This is a genomic window from Curtobacterium pusillum (assembly GCF_007673235.1).
GTDB classification, from domain to species: Bacteria; Actinomycetota; Actinomycetes; order Actinomycetales; family Microbacteriaceae; genus Curtobacterium; species Curtobacterium pusillum_C.
The window spans coordinates 292,460-309,150 of the sequence record NZ_VDZH01000001.1 but is presented as its reverse complement, the minus strand read 5'-3'; the positions used below and the strand labels follow the sequence as shown (position 1 = coordinate 309,150).

Annotated in this window: 13 protein-coding genes; 1 reads left to right on the top strand and 12 read right to left on the bottom strand. The window is 70.9% G+C overall.

The features are described 5' to 3' along the window. Positions 1 to 122: 122 nt before the first annotated feature. On the top strand, positions 123 to 662 hold the full coding sequence (locus tag FS532_RS01410) for an HdeD family acid-resistance protein (RefSeq protein WP_186321863.1): 540 nt from the start codon (positions 123 to 125) through the stop codon (positions 660 to 662). Positions 663 to 686: 24 nt separating this feature from the next. On the opposite strand, the gene FS532_RS01405 is transcribed toward FS532_RS01410, so the two are convergent. The 12 genes from FS532_RS01405 to hisI form a co-directional block, all read right to left on the bottom strand. Next, positions 687 to 1,757, bottom strand: coding sequence for a VIT1/CCC1 transporter family protein (locus tag FS532_RS01405; protein WP_144749668.1), 1,071 nt, complete (start codon positions 1,755 to 1,757; stop codon positions 687 to 689). Between the two features lie 174 nt (positions 1,758 to 1,931). After that, positions 1,932 to 3,377 (bottom strand): pyruvate kinase, encoded by a 1,446-nt coding sequence (gene pyk / locus FS532_RS01400; protein WP_144749666.1) that lies wholly within the window; start codon positions 3,375 to 3,377, stop codon positions 1,932 to 1,934. 146 nt (positions 3,378 to 3,523) lie between these two features. After that, entirely contained in the window at positions 3,524 to 4,981 is a 1,458-nt protein-coding gene (locus FS532_RS01395; protein WP_144749664.1) for a glutamate synthase subunit beta, read from the bottom strand. Further along, positions 4,974 to 9,569 (bottom strand): glutamate synthase large subunit, encoded by a 4,596-nt coding sequence (gene gltB / locus FS532_RS01390; protein ID WP_440130692.1) that lies wholly within the window; start codon positions 9,567 to 9,569, stop codon positions 4,974 to 4,976. Before gltB ends, FS532_RS01395 begins: the two co-directional genes overlap by 8 nt. Before the next feature lie 206 nt (positions 9,570 to 9,775). Beyond that, positions 9,776 to 10,774 (bottom strand): prolipoprotein diacylglyceryl transferase, encoded by a 999-nt coding sequence (gene lgt, locus FS532_RS01385; protein ID WP_144749662.1) that lies wholly within the window; start codon positions 10,772 to 10,774, stop codon positions 9,776 to 9,778. Between the two features lie 125 nt (positions 10,775 to 10,899). Further along, positions 10,900 to 11,709, bottom strand: coding sequence for a tryptophan synthase subunit alpha (gene trpA, locus FS532_RS01380; protein WP_144749660.1), 810 nt, complete (start codon positions 11,707 to 11,709; stop codon positions 10,900 to 10,902). Continuing rightward, a complete protein-coding gene (trpB, locus tag FS532_RS01375) occupies positions 11,706 to 12,920 on the bottom strand; it encodes a tryptophan synthase subunit beta (RefSeq protein WP_144749658.1) in 1,215 nt (404 codons plus the stop codon). Before trpB ends, trpA begins: the two co-directional genes overlap by 4 nt. A gap of 75 nt (positions 12,921 to 12,995) precedes the next feature. Beyond that, positions 12,996 to 13,781 carry an indole-3-glycerol phosphate synthase TrpC gene (gene trpC, locus FS532_RS01370; protein ID WP_144750770.1) on the bottom strand — a complete coding sequence of 262 codons (786 nt, stop codon included), beginning with the start codon at positions 13,779 to 13,781 and terminating at the stop codon, positions 12,996 to 12,998. Positions 13,782 to 13,797: 16 nt separating this feature from the next. Then, positions 13,798 to 14,037, bottom strand: coding sequence for a DUF6704 family protein (locus tag FS532_RS18560; protein WP_097179007.1), 240 nt, complete (start codon positions 14,035 to 14,037; stop codon positions 13,798 to 13,800). Further along, on the bottom strand, positions 14,034 to 14,750 hold the full coding sequence (locus FS532_RS01360; protein ID WP_144749654.1) for a Trp biosynthesis-associated membrane protein: 717 nt from the start codon (positions 14,748 to 14,750) through the stop codon (positions 14,034 to 14,036). The genes FS532_RS18560 and FS532_RS01360 overlap by 4 nt, the downstream gene beginning before the upstream one ends. Next, positions 14,747 to 16,291 carry an anthranilate synthase component I gene (locus FS532_RS01355; protein ID WP_144749652.1) on the bottom strand — a complete coding sequence of 515 codons (1,545 nt, stop codon included), beginning with the start codon at positions 16,289 to 16,291 and terminating at the stop codon, positions 14,747 to 14,749. Before FS532_RS01355 ends, FS532_RS01360 begins: the two co-directional genes overlap by 4 nt. Next, complete coding sequence (gene hisI, locus FS532_RS01350) at positions 16,288 to 16,686, bottom strand: phosphoribosyl-AMP cyclohydrolase (protein ID WP_097179004.1); 399 nt, start codon at positions 16,684 to 16,686, stop codon at positions 16,288 to 16,290. Before hisI ends, FS532_RS01355 begins: the two co-directional genes overlap by 4 nt. Positions 16,687 to 16,691: the final 5 nt, after the last annotated feature.

Here is a 16,691-nt window from a genome sequence, read left to right as displayed (position 1 = left end):
GGGGCGCTGGGTCCGCGCCTGCCCGCACGCTACGTCCGGCCACGTTGCATCCGGTTGCACGAACCGACCTCGGCGACGGCAGGTACCGTCGAACCGAGCAGTTCTGACAGGGAGGAGTGCTCGTGGACTCTCGTGCCGTCCGCACGTTCCGCGTGTTCGTCATCGTCACCGCCGTCGTCGCGATCGCCCTCGGGGTGGTCGCGATCGTCTGGCCGCGTCCGTCGCTGGTCGTCGTCGCGCTGCTGTTCGGCGTGTACCTCGTCGTCGCCGGCGCGCTCCGCGTGTTCGCAGCCGTCCGGGGACACGGGACCCCACCGGTCTGGCGGTGGACCTCGGGGATCGTGGGTGCGCTCGTCGGCGTCGCGGGCCTGGTGACGCTGCTCGATCCCGCGATCCCGCTCGTGGTCTACGCCGTGCTCGCGGGGATCGGGTTCATCGTCGAGGGGATCGCCTCGCTGGTCGGCGGCTTCGTCGGGCACCCAGGGTCGTCACGCGTCCCGACGATCGTCAGCGCGGTGCTCTCGATCCTCGGTGGCGTGGTCGTCCTCGTCGCACCCGGGCTCGCGCTGACCGTGTTCATGGTGTTCTCCGGCATCGCGCTCATCGTCGTCGGTGCCGCGGCGCTCCTGCTCCTGCCCCCGCGGGCCGCGGTCCGGCGCTAGGCACTGCCCGTTGGTGCTGCCTGTCTAGGCACTGCCCGTCCCGAACAGCAGGCCGAGACCGTAGGTGACGGCCGCGGCGCCGAAGCCGATGGCGAGCTGCCGCAGCGCCCGACGGATCGGGGACGCTCCGCTGAGCACGCCGACCACCGCACCGGTACCGAGCAGCGCGATGCCGACGAGCGCTGCCGCCACGGCGATGGCCGCCCAGCCCTGCAGTCCGAACAGGTACGGCAGCACCGGGATGATCGCACCGGAGGCGAAGAAGCAGAAGCTCGAGATCGCCGCGCTCATCCCGTTGCCGATCGCCTCGTGGTCGTCCGCCGGCGCCGGAGCCGTCACCGTGGCGCCACCGAGGACCTCGTCCGCGTGGGTCTGCGCGTCCGACTCGCTCATGCCCCGCGCCCGGTAGACCAGCGCGAGTTCGTTCGCGTCGACGTCGAGGTCCGCCACGGCCCGGCCCGCCTCGGGGTGCGGGGCGGACGCCGTCAGCAGTTCGCGCTGCGACCGGACGGACACGTACTCCCCCGCGCCCATCGACAAGGCGCCGGCGAGCAGTCCGGCGATGCCGCTCAGCAGCACGAAGTGGCGGTCCGCGCCGGACGCACTGACGCCGATGATGAGCGCGAGGTTCGACACCAGCCCGTCGTTCGCGCCGAAGACCGCCGCCCGGAAGGTCCCCGAGAGCCGCATCCGACCGCGGTTCGCGAGGCCCCGGACGACCTCGCCGTGGATCCGCTCGTCGGCCGCCATGCTCGCGGTCGCGTCGGCGTCGTCGGCGTACGGCGAGCGGTCCTCAGCGCGCTGCATGAGCGCGAGGACGAACACCGACCCGAACCGTTTCGCGAGTGCGGCGAGCACCCGGGTCCGGAGGCTCCCCCGCTGCGGTCGTCCGACGTCGTCCCCGAGGAGGTCCAGCCAGTGCTGCTCGTGACGCCCCTCAGCCTCGGCCAGGGCGGACAGGATCTCGCGTTCCTCGCCGGACCGACGGGCGGCGAGGTTCCGGTACACGGCTCCCTCCGCACGTTCGTCGGCGAGGTAGCGGCGCCAACGGCGCACGTCGGCGCGCTGCGCCGTGGATCCGGTCTGGAGGCTCACACCGCCATCCTGCCGCCTCCGGCCGACGTCGGGCCGGCTCCACGGCGTTCTGCGGACGCGGCAGGTCGGGTCGCGACGTGTGGAGGGAGAACGCGACGGGGCGCGGACCGGCGGCCGACGACGCTGCTGCGCCGTGCCTCCAGTCCGCGCCCCGTCGGACGTCGGACGCTGGGATCAGTCCCGCACGTAGGCCGGTGCGGCCTCGGCGTGCGCGTCACCGACGCGGTGCACGCGGAGGTCGTTCGTCGACCCCTCGATGCCGGGAGGGGACCCCGCCGTCACGATGACACGGTCGCCGGGGGCGGCCAGGCCGTTCTCGAGCAGGACGTCGTCCACCTGCGAGAAGAGCTCGTCGGTGTGGGTCTTGCGGTCCACGAGGAAGGAGCGGACGCCCCAGGTGAGCGCCATCCGGCGGCGCGTCGCCTCGTTCGGGGTGAACGCGATGATCGGCAGGCCGTGGCGCAGGCGCGACATGCGTCGGGCCGAGTCGCCGGACTCCGTGAAGACGCAGAGGTACGAGGCCTCGGTGAACTCGGCGATCTCGACGGCGGCGAGGGTGATGGCGCCACCGAGCGTGCGCGGCTTCGTGCCGAGGGGCGCGATGCGCTCGAGGCCGTGGTCCTCGGTCGACTCGACGATGCGGGCCATCGTGCGGACGGTCTGCACCGGGTACTCGCCGACGCTGGTCTCGCCGGAGAGCATGACCGCGTCGGCACCGTCGAGGACGGCGTTCGCGACGTCGGAGGTCTCGGCGCGGGTCGGGATCGGCGACGAGATCATCGACTCGAGCATCTGCGTCGCGACGATGACCGGCTTCGCCATGCGGCGGGCGAGCTCGACGGCGCGCTTCTGCACGATCGGGACCGCCTCGAGCGGGAGCTCGACGCCGAGGTCACCGCGGGCGACCATGATGCTGTCGAACGCGTCGATGATCTCCTCGAGCGCGTCGACGGCCTGCGGCTTCTCGATCTTCGCGATGACGGGGAGACGCTTGCCCTCCTCGTCCATGATCTCGTGGGCACGCTCGACGTCGGCGGCGTTGCGCACGAACGACAGGGCGATGAGGTCGGCGCCCTGACGGATGCCCCAGCGGAGGTCCGCCTCGTCCTTCTCGCTCAGTGCGGGGACGTTGACCGCGACGCCGGGCAGGTTGATGCCCTTGTTGTTCGACACGGTGCCGCCGACGACGACCTCGGTGCGGACGCGGACGCCGTCGGTGTCCAGCACGCGGAGGCGGACACGGCCGTCGTCGATGAGCAGCGGGTCGCCGGGCTTGACGTCCTGCGGGAGGCCCTTGAACGTCGTGCCGCAGATCTCCTTCGAGCCGGGGACGTCCTCGGTGGTGATCGTGAACACGTCGCCGACCGCGAGGTCGTGCGGGCCGTCGGCGAACTTCGCCAGGCGGATCTTCGGACCCTGCAGGTCGACGAGGATCGCGACGGGCTTGCCGAGCTCCTCGGCGGCGCGACGGACGTTCACGTAGTTGGCCTCGTGGACGCTGTAGTCACCGTGGCTGAGGTTGAGGCGGGCGACGTCGACGCCCGCTTCGATGATCTCCTTGACGGTCTCGTACTCCGACGTTGCCGGTCCGAGCGTCGAAACGATCTTTGCGCGTCTCAATGGATTCCTTCGTGGTGGTGGATGGTGCTTGGGTTTCCGCGCTGTGGGGCCGCGCGGAACGAAGCGAGGCCACCAGCACCCTATCGAGTGCTGGTGGCCTGACGCTCACTGGTCGGTCCGGGTTCCCGATGCGTTCACGTCGGACCTCAGACGGTGATCGCGCGGTCGGTGGCCTTGACGGGTGCCGGGAGGATCGTCGAACCCTCGAGGTACTCGTCGACCTTGGCAGCGGCGGCACGCCCCTCGGCGATCGCCCACACGATGAGCGACTGCCCACGGCCCGCGTCGCCGGCGATGAACACGCCCGGCTCGTTGGTGGAGTAGTCCGCCTGACGGGACACCGCACCGGACACCGTCGTCGGCAGACCGAGCTGTGGCTCGAGCGTGTCGGTCTCCGGACCGGTGAAGCCCATGGCGATGAGGACGAGGTCCGCGGGGATCTCGCGCTCGGTGCCGGCCTTCGGGACGCGGCGGCCGTCGAGGTACTCGGTCTCGGCGACGCGCAGTGCGCGGACCTCGCCGGCCTCGTTCGCCAGGAACTCGACGGTCGACGCCAGGTAGTGCCGCTCGCCGCCTTCCTCGTGGGCACTCGTGACCTCGAAGACCGTCGGGAACATCGGCCACGGCTGCTCGGACGGACGCTCCAGCGGCGGCTGCTTGCCGATCGCCAGGTTCGTCACGCTCAGCGCGCCCTGCCGGTGCGCCGTGCCGATGCAGTCCGCACCGGTGTCGCCGCCGCCGATGACGACGACGTGCTTGCCCTCGGCCGTCAGCTGGTTGTCGACCGTGGTGCCCGCGTTCGCCTTGTTCTGCTGGACGAGGTAGTCCATCGCGAAGTGCACGCCGTCGTGGTCGCGCCCCGGGATGGGCAGGTCGCGCGGCACCGTGGCGCCGGTCGCGACGACGACCGCGTCGTAGCGTGACTTCAGGTCGTCCCAGGTGATGTCCCGGCCGATCTCGACACCGGCACGGAACCGGGTGCCCTCGGCCTGCATCTGGGCGAGACGCGCGTCGATCTGGCGCTTCTCCATCTTGAAGTCCGGGATGCCGTAGCGGAGCAGACCACCGATCCGGTCGTCGCGCTCGTACACCGCGACCGTGTGACCGGCGCGGGTCAGCTGCTGCGCGGCGGCGAGGCCGGCCGGGCCGGACCCCACGACGGCGACGGTCTTGCCGGTGAGTCGCTCCGGCGGGTGCGGCGTGACCCAGCCGTTCTGGAACGCCTCGTCGATGATCGAGACCTCGACCTGCTTGATCGTCACCGGGGGCTGGTTGATGCCCAGCACGCAGGAGGACTCGCACGGCGCGGGGCACAGCCGCCCGGTGAACTCCGGGAAGTTGTTCGTCGCGTGGAGCCGCTCGATCGCCTGGCGACCCTCGCCGCGCCACGTGAGGTCGTTCCACTCCGGGATGAGGTTGCCGAGCGGGCAGCCCTGGTGGCAGAACGGCACACCGCAGTCCATGCAGCGGCCGGCCTGACGCTTGAGCGCGCCGGACTCCTGCTGCTCGTAGACCTCTTTCCAGTCCATGAGCCGCACGGGCACGGGACGACGGGCCGGGAGCTCGCGCTCCTGGACCTTCAGGAATCCCTTGGGGTCAGCCACCGGTCACCTCCAGAATTCTGTTCCAGACGACGTCGCCGTCCGGGTCGAGGCCCTCGTCGACGGCCTGCTGTCGGGTCTCGAGCACCGCCGCGTAGTCGCGCGGCAGCACCTTGACGAAGTCGCTCAGGTCACCGGACTCGAGCAGTTCGGCGGCGAGCGTGGACCCGGTCTCGGCCGCGTGGCGGGCGAGCAGGTCGTTCACGATCTCGACGTCGGCGCTGTCGAGCGACTCGAGCCGCAGTTCGCCGGACGCGAGCGAGTCGGTGTTCACGTGCTCCGTCCGGAGACCGCGGACGTACGCCGTACCGCCGGACATGCCGGCGCCGAGGTTCCGACCCGTCTCGCCGAGGATGAGCGCGAGGCCACCGGTCATGTACTCGAGCGCGTGGTCGCCCACGCCCTCGACCACCGCGGTCGCGCCGGAGTTGCGCACCAGGAAGCGTTCGCCCACGATGCCGCGGATGAACATGCTGCCCTGGGTCGCGCCGTAGCCGATGACGTTGCCGGCGATGACGTTCTCGGCCGGATCGAAGCCCGAGCCGGCGTCCGGTCGGACGATGACCTCGCCACCGGACAGTCCCTTGCCGACGTAGTCGTTGCTGTCACCGATGAGCCGCAGCGTGATGCCGGCCGGCAGGAACGCACCGAGCGACTGCCCGGCCGAACCGCGCAGGGTCACGTCGATCGATCCGGACGGGAGGCCGTTCTCGCCGTGACGGAGCGTGACCTCGTGCCCGAGCATCGTGCCGACCGCCCGCTCCGTGTTCCGGATCGGCAGGTCGAGCGCGATCGTGCCGCCGTGCTCGAGGACGTCGGAAGTCTGCTGGATCAGCTGCACGTCGAAGTGCTGCTCCAGCTCGTGGTCCTGGTCGCGCTGGTGCCGGCGCGGCTCGTCGGCCTCGAAGCGCGGGCCCTTGAGGACCGGCTCCAGGTCGAGGCCGGAGGCCTTCCAGTGCTCGACGGCACGGTCCACGTCGAGGGCGTCGGCGTGCCCGATCGCCTCTTCGAGGGTGCGGAACCCGAGCTCGGCGAGCAGCTCGCGCACTTCCTGCGCGATGAACTCGAAGAAGTTCACGACGAACTCGGGCTTGCCGCTGAACCGCTTGCGGAGCTCCGGGTTCTGCGTGGCGACGCCCACCGGGCAGGTGTCCAGGTGGCAGACGCGCATCAGGATGCAGCCCTCGACCACGAGCGGCGCGGTCGCGAAGCCGTACTCCTCGGCGCCGAGCAGCGCGGCCACGACGACGTCACGACCGGTCTTCATCTGCCCGTCGACCTGCACGACCACCCGGTCGCGCATGCCGTTGAGCATGAGGGTCTGCTGCGTCTCGGCGAGGCCGATCTCCCACGGGGTCCCCGCGTGCTTGAGCGAGTTCAGGGGCGACGCACCCGTGCCACCGTCGTGCCCGGACACGAGCACGACGTCGGCGAGGGCCTTCGTCACACCCGCGGCCACGGCCCCGATGCCGGACTGACTCACGAGCTTCACGTGCACGCGAGCGGACGGGTTCGCCCGCTTCACGTCGAAGATGAGCTGCTTGAGGTCCTCGATCGAGTAGATGTCGTGGTGCGGCGGCGGCGAGATCAGGCCGACTCCGGCCGTCGCGTGCCGCGTGCGGGCGACCCACGGGTAGACCTTCGTCGGGGGCAGCTGCCCGCCCTCGCCCGGCTTCGCGCCCTGCGCCATCTTCAGCTGGATGTCCGTGGCGTGCGTCAGGTACATGCTCGTGACGCCGAAGCGCCCGGACGCGACCTGCTTGATCGCGCTGCGGCGCTCGGGGTCGAGCAGTCGGTCGACGTCCTCGCCGCCCTCACCCGTGTTCGATCGGCCGCCGAGTCGGTTCATCGCGATCGCGAGCGTCTCGTGGGCTTCCTTCGAGATGGAGCCGTAGGACATCGCGCCGGTGTTGAACCGCTTGACGATCGACTCGATCGGCTCGACCTCGTCGAGTGCCACGGGCTTCCGGGCACCGTTCTTGAAGCGGAACAGGCCGCGGAGCGTCATGAGCTGCTCGGACTGGTCGTCGACCGCCTGCGAGTACTCGCGGAAGATGTCGTAGCGGCGTGAGCGCGTGGCGTGCTGCAGCCGGAACACGGTGTCCGGGTTGAACAGGTGCGGCGGACCCTCGCGACGCCACTGGTACTCGCCGCCGGTCTGCAGGCGCTCGTGCGAGAGCACCGCGCCGTCCTGCGGGTACGCCTGGGCGTGCCGCTCGGCGTTCTCCTTCGCGATGACCTCGATGCCGACTCCACCGAGGATCGACGACGTCCCGGTGAAGTAGCGGTCGACGAACTCCTGGCTGAGCCCCACGGCCTCGAACGCCTGTGCCCCCGCGTAGCTCGACACCGTCGAGATGCCCATCTTCGACATGATCTTCAGGACGCCCTTGCCGAGCGCCTTGATCACGTTCTTGACGGCCTGCTCCGGCGTGACGCCGCTGATCATGCCCTGACGGACGAGGATCTCGCAGGTCTCCATCGCGAGGTACGGGTTGATCGCCGACGCGCCGTACCCGATGAGGGTCGCGACGTGGTGGACCTCGCGCACGTCGCCGGCCTCGACGATCAGGCCGACCTTCATGCGCTGCTCGGTGCGGATCAGGTGGTGGTGCACCGCAGCGAGCAGCAGGAGGCTCGGCACCGGGGCCTGCTCGGCGTTGCCGTCGCGGTCGGACAGCACGATGAACTGCTTGCCCGACTCGATCGCGGCGTCGACCTCGTCGCACACGGCAGCGATGCGCTTCTGCATCGCCTTCTTGCCGGCGTCGACGCGGTACAGACCCTTGATCGTCACGGTGAGGTGGCGGCCGGACTCGGTCTCGAAGTGCTGGATCTTCGCGAGCTCGTCGTTGTCGATGACGGGGAAGTCGAGCGTGATCTGCTTCGCGTGCTCGGGGCCGGCGGTGAGCAGGTTGCGCTCGGGACCGAGGCCCATGCCCATCGACGTGATGACCTGCTCGCGGATCGAGTCGAGCGGCGGGTTCGTCACCTGCGCGAACTGCTGCGTGAAGTAGTCGAAGAGCAGCCGCGGACGCTGGGACAGGACGGCGATCGGTGTGTCCGAACCCATCGCGCCGAGGGGCTCCGCTCCGGTCTGCGCCATCGGACGCAGCAGGATGCGGACCTCTTCCTCGGTGTAGCCGAACGCGCGCTGCCGCCGGGTCACCGAAGCGGGGGTGTGCACGATGTGCTCGCGGTCGGGCAGGTCGCCGAGGTTGATGCGGCCCTCGTCGAGCCACTCGCCCCACGGGCCGGAGGTCGCCAGCTCGCGCTTGACCTCGTCGTCCTCGATGATGCGACCGGCCTCGGTGTCCACGAGGAACATGCGGCCCGGGCGCAGACGGCCCTTCCGCACGACCTTGCCGGCGGGCACGTCGATGACGCCGGTCTCCGACCCCATCACGATGAGGCCGTCGTCGGTGACGAGGAACCGACCGGGGCGCAGGCCGTTCCGGTCGAGGGTCGCGCCGACGACCGAGCCGTCGGTGAAGGTGATCGCCGCCGGTCCGTCCCACGGCTCCATGAGCATCGAGTGGTACTCGTAGAAGGCGCGGAGCTCCGGGTCCATCCCGACCTGGTTCTCCCAGGCCTCCGGCACCATCATCGACACCGCGTGCGGCAGCGACCGGCCGGTCAGCGTGAGGAGCTCGAGGACCTCGTCGAACGAGGCGGAGTCGCTCGCACCGGGGCTGACGATGGGCAGCAGTGGCGCCATGTCACCGAGGAGTTCGCTCTGCAGCTGCGACTGGCGTGCCCGCATCCAGTTGCGGTTGCCGCGGACGGTGTTGATCTCACCGTTGTGCGCGAGCGTGCGGAACGGCTGGGCGAGCGGCCAGGACGGGAACGTGTTCGTCGAGTACCGCGAGTGCACGATCGCGAGCTTCGACGCGAAGCGCTCGTCGCTGAGGTCCGGGTAGAAGGGCTCGAGCTGGAGCGTCGTGACCATGCCCTTGTAGACCATGGTCCGGCTCGACAGCGACATGAAGTACACCTCGGCGTCGTGCTCGGCACGCTTGCGGAGGCGGAAGGCCTGCCGGTCGAGGGCGATGCCGCTCCACGATTCGCCGTGCACGTCGTGCCGGATCGACGCGACGAACAGTTGCTCGAACGCGGGCATCGCCGCGCGGGCCAGGGTGCCGAGTACCTCCGGTCGGACCGGGACCTCGCGCCAGCCGAGGACCCGCAGGCCCTCTTCACGGGCGAGTCGCTCGACGGCGCCCTTCACCGCGTGACGGTCGTCCTCGTCGACGGGCAGGTAGGCCGTGCCGACCGCGTACTCCCCCGCTGCCGGCAGCTCGAACGGGACCTCGGCGCGGAAGAACTCGTCCGGCACCTGGCACAGGATGCCCGCGCCGTCACCGGTGCCGGCGTCCGAACCGACCGCACCGCGGTGCTCGAGGTTCCGCAGGGCGCCAAGCGCCGCGTCGACGATGTCGTGACCGGCCGTGCCGCGGAGCGTCGCGACCATCGCGAGGCCGCACGCGTCCTTCTCGTTCGCCGGGTCGTACATGCCGGCGGCGTCGGGAACCGCGGAGAACCGGCGGTGCGGCGGCAGGAGGCCTGCGGACTGGGGTGGCTGGAGCGCCATGGGGAACCGTCCTCACGAGGAAGTGGAACAGGGACAGCGGTGGCCCGGTGGTGCGTTCCGCCCGAACGGGCGGGACTGGTGCCCGTGCCCGCCGTCAGCGAGTTGCCCTGACGGCGTGCGAGGTGTCGGACCCGGTTGTGGTGGGTCCTGGGGGTGCTGCTGGCACTCGTGCCCGATCGGGATCGGACACGCAGGAGGGGTGCTTCCTAGGCGCGGCCAGCGGTGCTGGTGGTGACCGGATCGGAGTCGGTGACGGACGCCGGAGCGTCGTCGTCGGTCTCCGACCAGGTGTCGTCCGAGTCTACCCCGGACTTCGAGCGGGGCTCGCGACCGGGCAGGTACGTGCTCGGCTCCTTGCCGAGGTGCCGCTTGGACTGGACGAGGAAGATGATGATGCCGAGCAGGATCGCCGCGAAGGACATCCACACGTTCGTCCGGATGCCGAAGAACGTCTCGCTCGTGTCGACGCGGATGGACTCGAGGACCGACCGGCCGACGCCGTACCAGATCAGGTAGAGCGACAGGACCTTGCCCCACTGCAGGCGGAACTTCTTGTCGAGCAGCAGGATGACGATGACGCCGACGACGTTCCAGATGATCTCGTAGAGGAACGTCGGGTGGAACAGCGTGCCCTCGGGCAGGCCCTTGGGGAACGCCGGGTTCGACGACTCGATCTGGAGACCCCACGGCAGGCTCGTCGGCATGCCGAACAGCTCGTGGTTGAAGTAGTTGCCGAGGCGACCGAACGCCTGGGCGAGCAGCACACCCGGCACGACGGCGTCGATGAACGCCGTGAAGCGCAGACCGACCTGGCGGCAGCCGATGTAGGCGCCGACAGAGCCGAGGATGAGCGCGCCGAAGATGGCGAGCCCGCCCTCCCAGATGTAGAGGAAGGACAGCGGGTCGCGCCCCGGGCCGAAGTAGTCGCTGACGTGCGTGAAGACGTGGAACAGGCGACCGCCGATGATGCCGGCCGGGACCGCCCAGATCGCGATGTCGATGATGATCCAGCGCTCGACACCACGCGCGTTCAGGCGGCGGTTGGCGAGCACGACCGCCGCGACGATCCCGAGCAGGATGCAGATGGCGTAGGCGTGGATGCGGAAGTCGAGGGGCAGCGACCAGCCGAACACGTCGCGCAGCCAGGCCGTGAGGTCGAAGTACTGCCAGGCCGTGCTCGGGCTCGGGATGCTCAGGAGGGGCATGGAGGTGCTGTCGCCTTTCGGTACTTGCTGGGCGCGGTGCCGACGTGTCGTCGGCCCCGCTCACTGTAGCGCGGGACGTGCCTGCGTCAGGAACGCGGACGGCGGTCCTGTGGAAACTGTGACCGTCAGCGGCGCTGTGCGCCCGTGGTGAGGTCCGCTGCCCGGTCGGCCACACCCTGGACACCCAGGTCGGCCAGCGCGCGCACGAAGGCGGAACCGACGATCGCGCCGTCCGCGTACTCGAGGACCTCGCCCACCTGCTCCGCGGTCGAGATGCCGAGACCGACGCACGTGCGCGCGACCCCGGCGTCACGGAGCCGCGACACGACGGTGCGCGCGGCGACGTCGACGCCCTCACGAGCACCGGTGACGCCCATCGTCGAGACGGCGTAGACGAACCCACGGCTCGACTCCACCGCCTGCTGCATGCGCGTGTCCGACGATGACGGTGCCGCGAGGAACACCCGGTCCAGGCCGGTGCGCTCGGACTCGCGGATCCACTCGGCGCCCTCGTCCGGGATGAGGTCCGGCGTGATGAGCCCGGCGGCGCCTGCGGCGACGAGGTCGTCGGCGAACCGCTCGACCCCGTAGCGGAGCACCGGGTTCCAGTACGTCATCACGAGCACGGGCACGTTCGCCCGCTCCGTGATCTGGTGCACGGCGTCGAACACCTGCGCGACACGGAAGCCGTTCGCCAGGCTCTCCTCGGCGGCACGCTGGATGACCGGGCCGTCCATCACCGGGTCGGAGTACGGCAGGCCGAGCTCGATGACGTCGACGCCGTTCTCGGCGAGGGCGACCGCGGCGTCGACACTGGTCTGCACGTCCGGGTAGCCGGCCGGCAGGTAGCCGATGACGGCGCCCGCGCGCTCGGCTTTGGCGGTGTCGATCGTCGTCGCGACCGTGCGGTCCGCGTTCGTCTGGGTGTTGGTCACAGCTGCACCGCGTTCTCGTCGAGGATGCCGAAGTAGCGACTGGCGGACGCGACGTCCTTGTCACCGCGGCCGGACAGGGAGACGAGGATGACGCCCTCGGGACCGAGCTCCTTGCCGAGCTTGATCGCACCGGCGAGGGCGTGCGACGACTCGATCGCCGGCAGGATGCCCTCGGTCCGGCTGAGCAGGCGGAACGCCTCCATCGCCTCGTCGTCGGTGATGGGCTCGTACTTCGCCCGCCCGATCGACGCCAGGTAGGCGTGCTCCGGACCGACGCTCGGGTAGTCGAGCCCGGCGGAGATGCTGTGGCTCTCGATCGTCTGGCCGTCCTCGTCCTGCATGAGGTACGACTTCGTGCCCTGCAGGACGCCCTCGCGGCCGAGCGTGATGCTCGCGGCGTGACGGCCGGTCTCGACGCCGTCACCGCCCGCCTCGAAGCCGTGCAGCGCGACCGACTCGTCGTCGAGGAACGCCTCGAAGATGCCCATCGCGTTCGACCCGCCGCCGACGCACGCGGCGACGGCGTCGGGCAGCCGACCGACCTTGTCGAGCACCTGCTGGCGGGCCTCCTCGCCGATGACCTTGTGGAATTCGCGGACCATCTCGGGGAACGGGTGCGGGCCCGCCACGGTGCCGAGCAGGTAGTGCGTGGAGTCGACGTTGGCGACCCAGTCGCGCAGGGCGTCGTTGATCGCGTCCTTCAGCGTGCGCGAACCGGTCTCGACCGGGATCACCTCGGCGCCGAGCAACCGCATCCGGGCGACGTTCAGCGCCTGGCGCTCGGTGTCCACCGCGCCCATGTAGACGACGCAGTCCATGCCGAACAGCGCTGCCGCGGTGGCCGTCGCGACGCCGTGCTGGCCGGCACCCGTCTCGGCGATCAGGCGGGTCTTGCCGAGCCGCTTCGCCACGAGCGCCTGACCGAGCACGTTGTTGATCTTGTGCGAACCGGTGTGGTTGAGGTCCTCGCGCTTGAGGATGATCCGGGCACCGCCGGCGTGCTTCGCGAACCGGGGCGCCTCGGTGATGATCGACGGGCGGCCGGTGTAGTCGCGCTGGAGCGTGTCGAGTTCTTCGCGGAACGCCGGGTCGGCCCAGGCCTCGCGGAACGCCGCCTCGAGCTCGTCGAGCGCCAGGACGAGCGACTCGGGGACGAACCGCCCGCCGAAGTCGCCGAAGTACGGGCCGTGCAGGTCACGGAGTGAGGTCACGATGGGTCTCCCGGAACGCGCCCGCCGGAGCGGGCTGGGACATGCCCGGCGAACCGGGCGGGATGGACGCCGTCGTCAGCCGCGGTCGGCGGCTGCGATGAACGACGCGAGTGTGGCGGCGGGGTCGTCGCCCGTCACGAGCGCCTCCCCCACCAGGACGACGTCGGCACCCGCGGAGCGGTAGTGCGCGACGTCGGCAGGACCGGCGACCGCGGACTCGGCGACGCGGACGACCCCGTCGGGGATGCGGTCGGCGAGCGATCCGAACAGGTCGCGGTCGAGCGAGAAGTCGGTCAGGTCGCGGGCGTTCACGCCGAGGATCCGCGCGCCGGCGTCGAGGCCACGCGAGACTTCGTCACCGGAGTGTGCCTCGACGAGGACGCGCATGCCGAGCTCCTCGGCCAGGGTGTGGAGCTCGACCAGCTGCTGCTGCTCGAGCGCCGCTACGATCAGGAGCACGACGTCCGCCCCCGCCGCGCGTGCCTCGACCACCTGGTACGGGTCGGCGATGAAGTCCTTGCGCAGGACGGGCACCCCGACGCGGGCCTTGACGGCTTCGAGGTCGGCGAGGCTGCCGAGGAACCTGCGCCCCTCGGTGAGCACGCTGATCGTCGACGCCCCGCCGCGCTCGTAGTCGGCCGCGAGCGACGCCGGGTCCTCGATCGGCGCCATCGACCCGCGGGACGGGCTGGCGCGCTTGACCTCGGCGAGGATCTTCACCCTGTCGCCTGGTGCCAGGAACTCGAGGGCGTCGAGCGGGGACGCGACACGGTCCAGGTCGCGTTCGACGTCCGCGTAGGGACGGTCGACGCGACGGGCCGCGGCGTCCTCGAGCGCGCCCGCGACGAGGGTCTCGAGCACGTTCGGCATGCCGGACCTACTCGGAGTGGTGCTTGGGGACGAACTTCGGGCCGTTCACGCCGTAGCCCGCCTTCGCCATCACGGCGCCGACGATGAGCCCGACGAGCACGACGGCTGCGGATGCCCAGACGCCCGCGGCGATGTCGAACCAGAAGAACAGCGTGCCTGCCGCGAATCCGATCAGCATGATCACGACGGCGGTCCAGGCGGCCGGCGAGTGGCCTTCGCCGAGTTCTGCGGGCTCAGTGTTGCTCACGGTGCTCCTCGTTCTGCTCCGGCGCCGTCGTTCGACCGGCGCCCCTTCGATCCTACCGGGTCGTCCCCGGGTGTACCGGCACCCGTGTCGGCGGCGGTGTCGTCCGCGGCGGTCGGGTCGACCCCGGCGCTGAGGTCGTCCCAGTCGACGACGGCGTCCCGTTCGACCGGCGCGGCGGCCCGTGCCTGCGCGGCGGCGCCGGCGGTCGCGGCACCGTACTTGCGGCTCGGGCCCGGCCAGGAGCGCTGCACGAACAGGACCACGATGCCGAGCAGCACGGCGAGTACGCCGCCGACGATCCCGACGACGGGCCAGGCGGTGACGTCCACGGTCGACACGACGCGGCGGACCGCGGTCAGGTCGCTCACGCCGGCGACCTCGCCGACGGCACCCTTGGCCGCCGCCACCGGGTCCGCGAGGGCGGTGATGCCGGACACGACCACACCGAGACCCAGCAGGACCTCGACGCACGCGAGCACGATCCGCACGACCCGACCCGCGATGGTCATCGCCAGGAAGAGGGCCAGGCTCGCGATCGCCAGCGCGGTGTACGACGGCACGGCGGCGGCACCGTCGGCGTCCACCGTGGACGTGACCGCGGCACCGGCGTGCAGGTGCACCGTGAACCAGGTCTGCGTCCACGACAGCATGATGATGCCCGCGACGGCCAGCCCGGCGACGACGACGAGCGGACGGGAGCGGCGGGCGTTCACGCGCGCACCTCGCGCATCCGGTTCGCGGTCGCGACGGCACGCAGCGGGGCAGCGGCCTTGTTGATCGCCTCGACGTGCTCGGTCTCCGGGTCGGAGTCCGCCACGAGCCCCGCACCGGCCTGCACGCGCGCGACACCGTCCTTGATGAGCGCCGTGCGGATCGCGATCGCGAGGTCCGCGTCGCCCGCGAAGTCGAAGTAGCCGACGACCCCGGCGTACGCGCCGCGCTTGGCGGGCTCGAGCTCGTCGATGATCTCCAACGCCCGCGGCTTCGGCGCCCCGGACAGGGTGCCGGCGGGGAACGTCGCGCGGAACACGTCGATCGCCGAGGCCTCGGGACGCACCGCGCCCTCGACGCTCGACACGAGGTGCATGATGTGGCTGAACCGCTCGACCGTCATGAACTCGGTGACCGCGACGGTCCCGGGCTCGCAGACCTTCTGCAGGTCGTTGCGGGCCAGGTCGACGAGCATGAGGTGCTCGGCGCGCTCCTTCGGGTCCTCGAGCAGGTCCTCGCCGAGGCGGACGTCCTCCTCCGGGGTCGCACCACGCGGGCGCGAACCGGCGATCGGGTGCGTGATGGCACGACCGGCCTGCACCTTCACGAGGGCCTCCGGCGACGCTCCGACGATCCAGAACGGGTCACCCGCGGTGTCGGCCAGCGACAGGAAGTACATGTACGGGCTCGGGTTCAGCGTCCGAAGCACGCGGTAGACGTCGAGCGGGTCCGCCGTCACGTCGTGGTCGAACCGCTGCGAGATGACGACCTGGAACACGTCGCCGTCGCGGATGAACTCCTTCGAGCGCTCGACCGCGGCCTGGTACTCGGCCGGGGTGGAGCGGTGCGTCGGCGTCGGCTCGGCGATGTCGAACGCCTCGGCCACGGTCGCGATGCTCGGCGCGACGAGGTCGGCCTGCATGCGGTCGAGCCGGGTCTGCGCGTCCGACCAGAGCGTCTCGGCGTCGTCGGTGCCGTCGTTCAGCACGCTCGCGACGAGCAGGACGAGTCCGGTGCGGTGGTCGAGCGCGGCGAGCTCCGACACGAACGAGAGCGCCTGGCCCGGGACGTCGAAGTCGGCCGGGGGCACGTTCGGCAGGTGTTCGAGCTGGCGTACGGCCTCCCACCCGATGAACCCCACGGTGCCGCCGACGAGCGGCGGGGTCCCCGGGATGCGCGGGGTCGCCCAGCGCTCGTGCAGCCGCGCGAGGACCTCGAGCGGCTCACCGTCGAGGGAGTCGACGGCGCGCGACGCCGGGATCCCGGTGTCGATCCACGCGGCGCGGTCGCCGTCCTGCGTGAGCACGCCGAAGCTGCGGACACCGACGAACGACCAGCGCGACCACAGGCCGCCCTGCCCCGCCGACTCGAGCAGGAACGTGCCGGGCCGGCCGTCCGCGAGCTTGCGGTAGACGCCGACCGGCGTCTCGCTGTCGGCGTAGAGCGCGCGCACGACGGGGACGACACGGTGGCCGCCCAGCAGGGCGTCGAACTCCGGCCTGGAGGTCGTGTGCGGCTTGTCGGAGAGCGTCGCCGTGGTCATCGGGTCGCCTCCACTGCCCCACTCGCCGGAGCCGACGCCGTCACGGGATCGAGGGGGTCGACGTCGAAGCAGCGGTGCGCACCCGTGTGGCACGCGGCCCCGACCTGCTCGACGGTGACGAGGAGCGTGTCCGCGTCGCAGTCGAACGCCGCGCCGCGCACGTACTGCGCGTGTCCCGACGTGTCGCCCTTGCGCCAGTACTCGTTCCGGGAGCGGGACCAGAAGGTCACGCGTCCCTCGGTGAGGGTGCGGCGGAGGGCTTCCCGGTCCATGTAGCCGAGCATGAGGACGTCCTTCGACGATTCCTCCTGCACGACGGCGGGGAGCAGCCCGTCCGCACCGAACCGCGCGCGGTCGAGGACCGCGTCCGTGCTGGTGCTGGTGCTGTCGGTCATGAGAC

Coding starts and splice junctions, on each gene's coding strand:
- lgt (WP_144749662.1), bottom strand. CDS start 10,774: ATGCCCCTCCTGAGCATCCCGAGCCCGAGCACGGCCTGGCAGTACTTC.
- FS532_RS01355 (WP_144749652.1), bottom strand. CDS start 16,291: ATGACCACGGCGACGCTCTCCGACAAGCCGCACACGACCTCCAGGCCG.
- gltB (WP_440130692.1), bottom strand. CDS start 9,569: ATGGCGCTCCAGCCACCCCAGTCCGCAGGCCTCCTGCCGCCGCACCGC.
- hisI (WP_097179004.1), bottom strand. CDS start 16,686: ATGACCGACAGCACCAGCACCAGCACGGACGCGGTCCTCGACCGCGCG.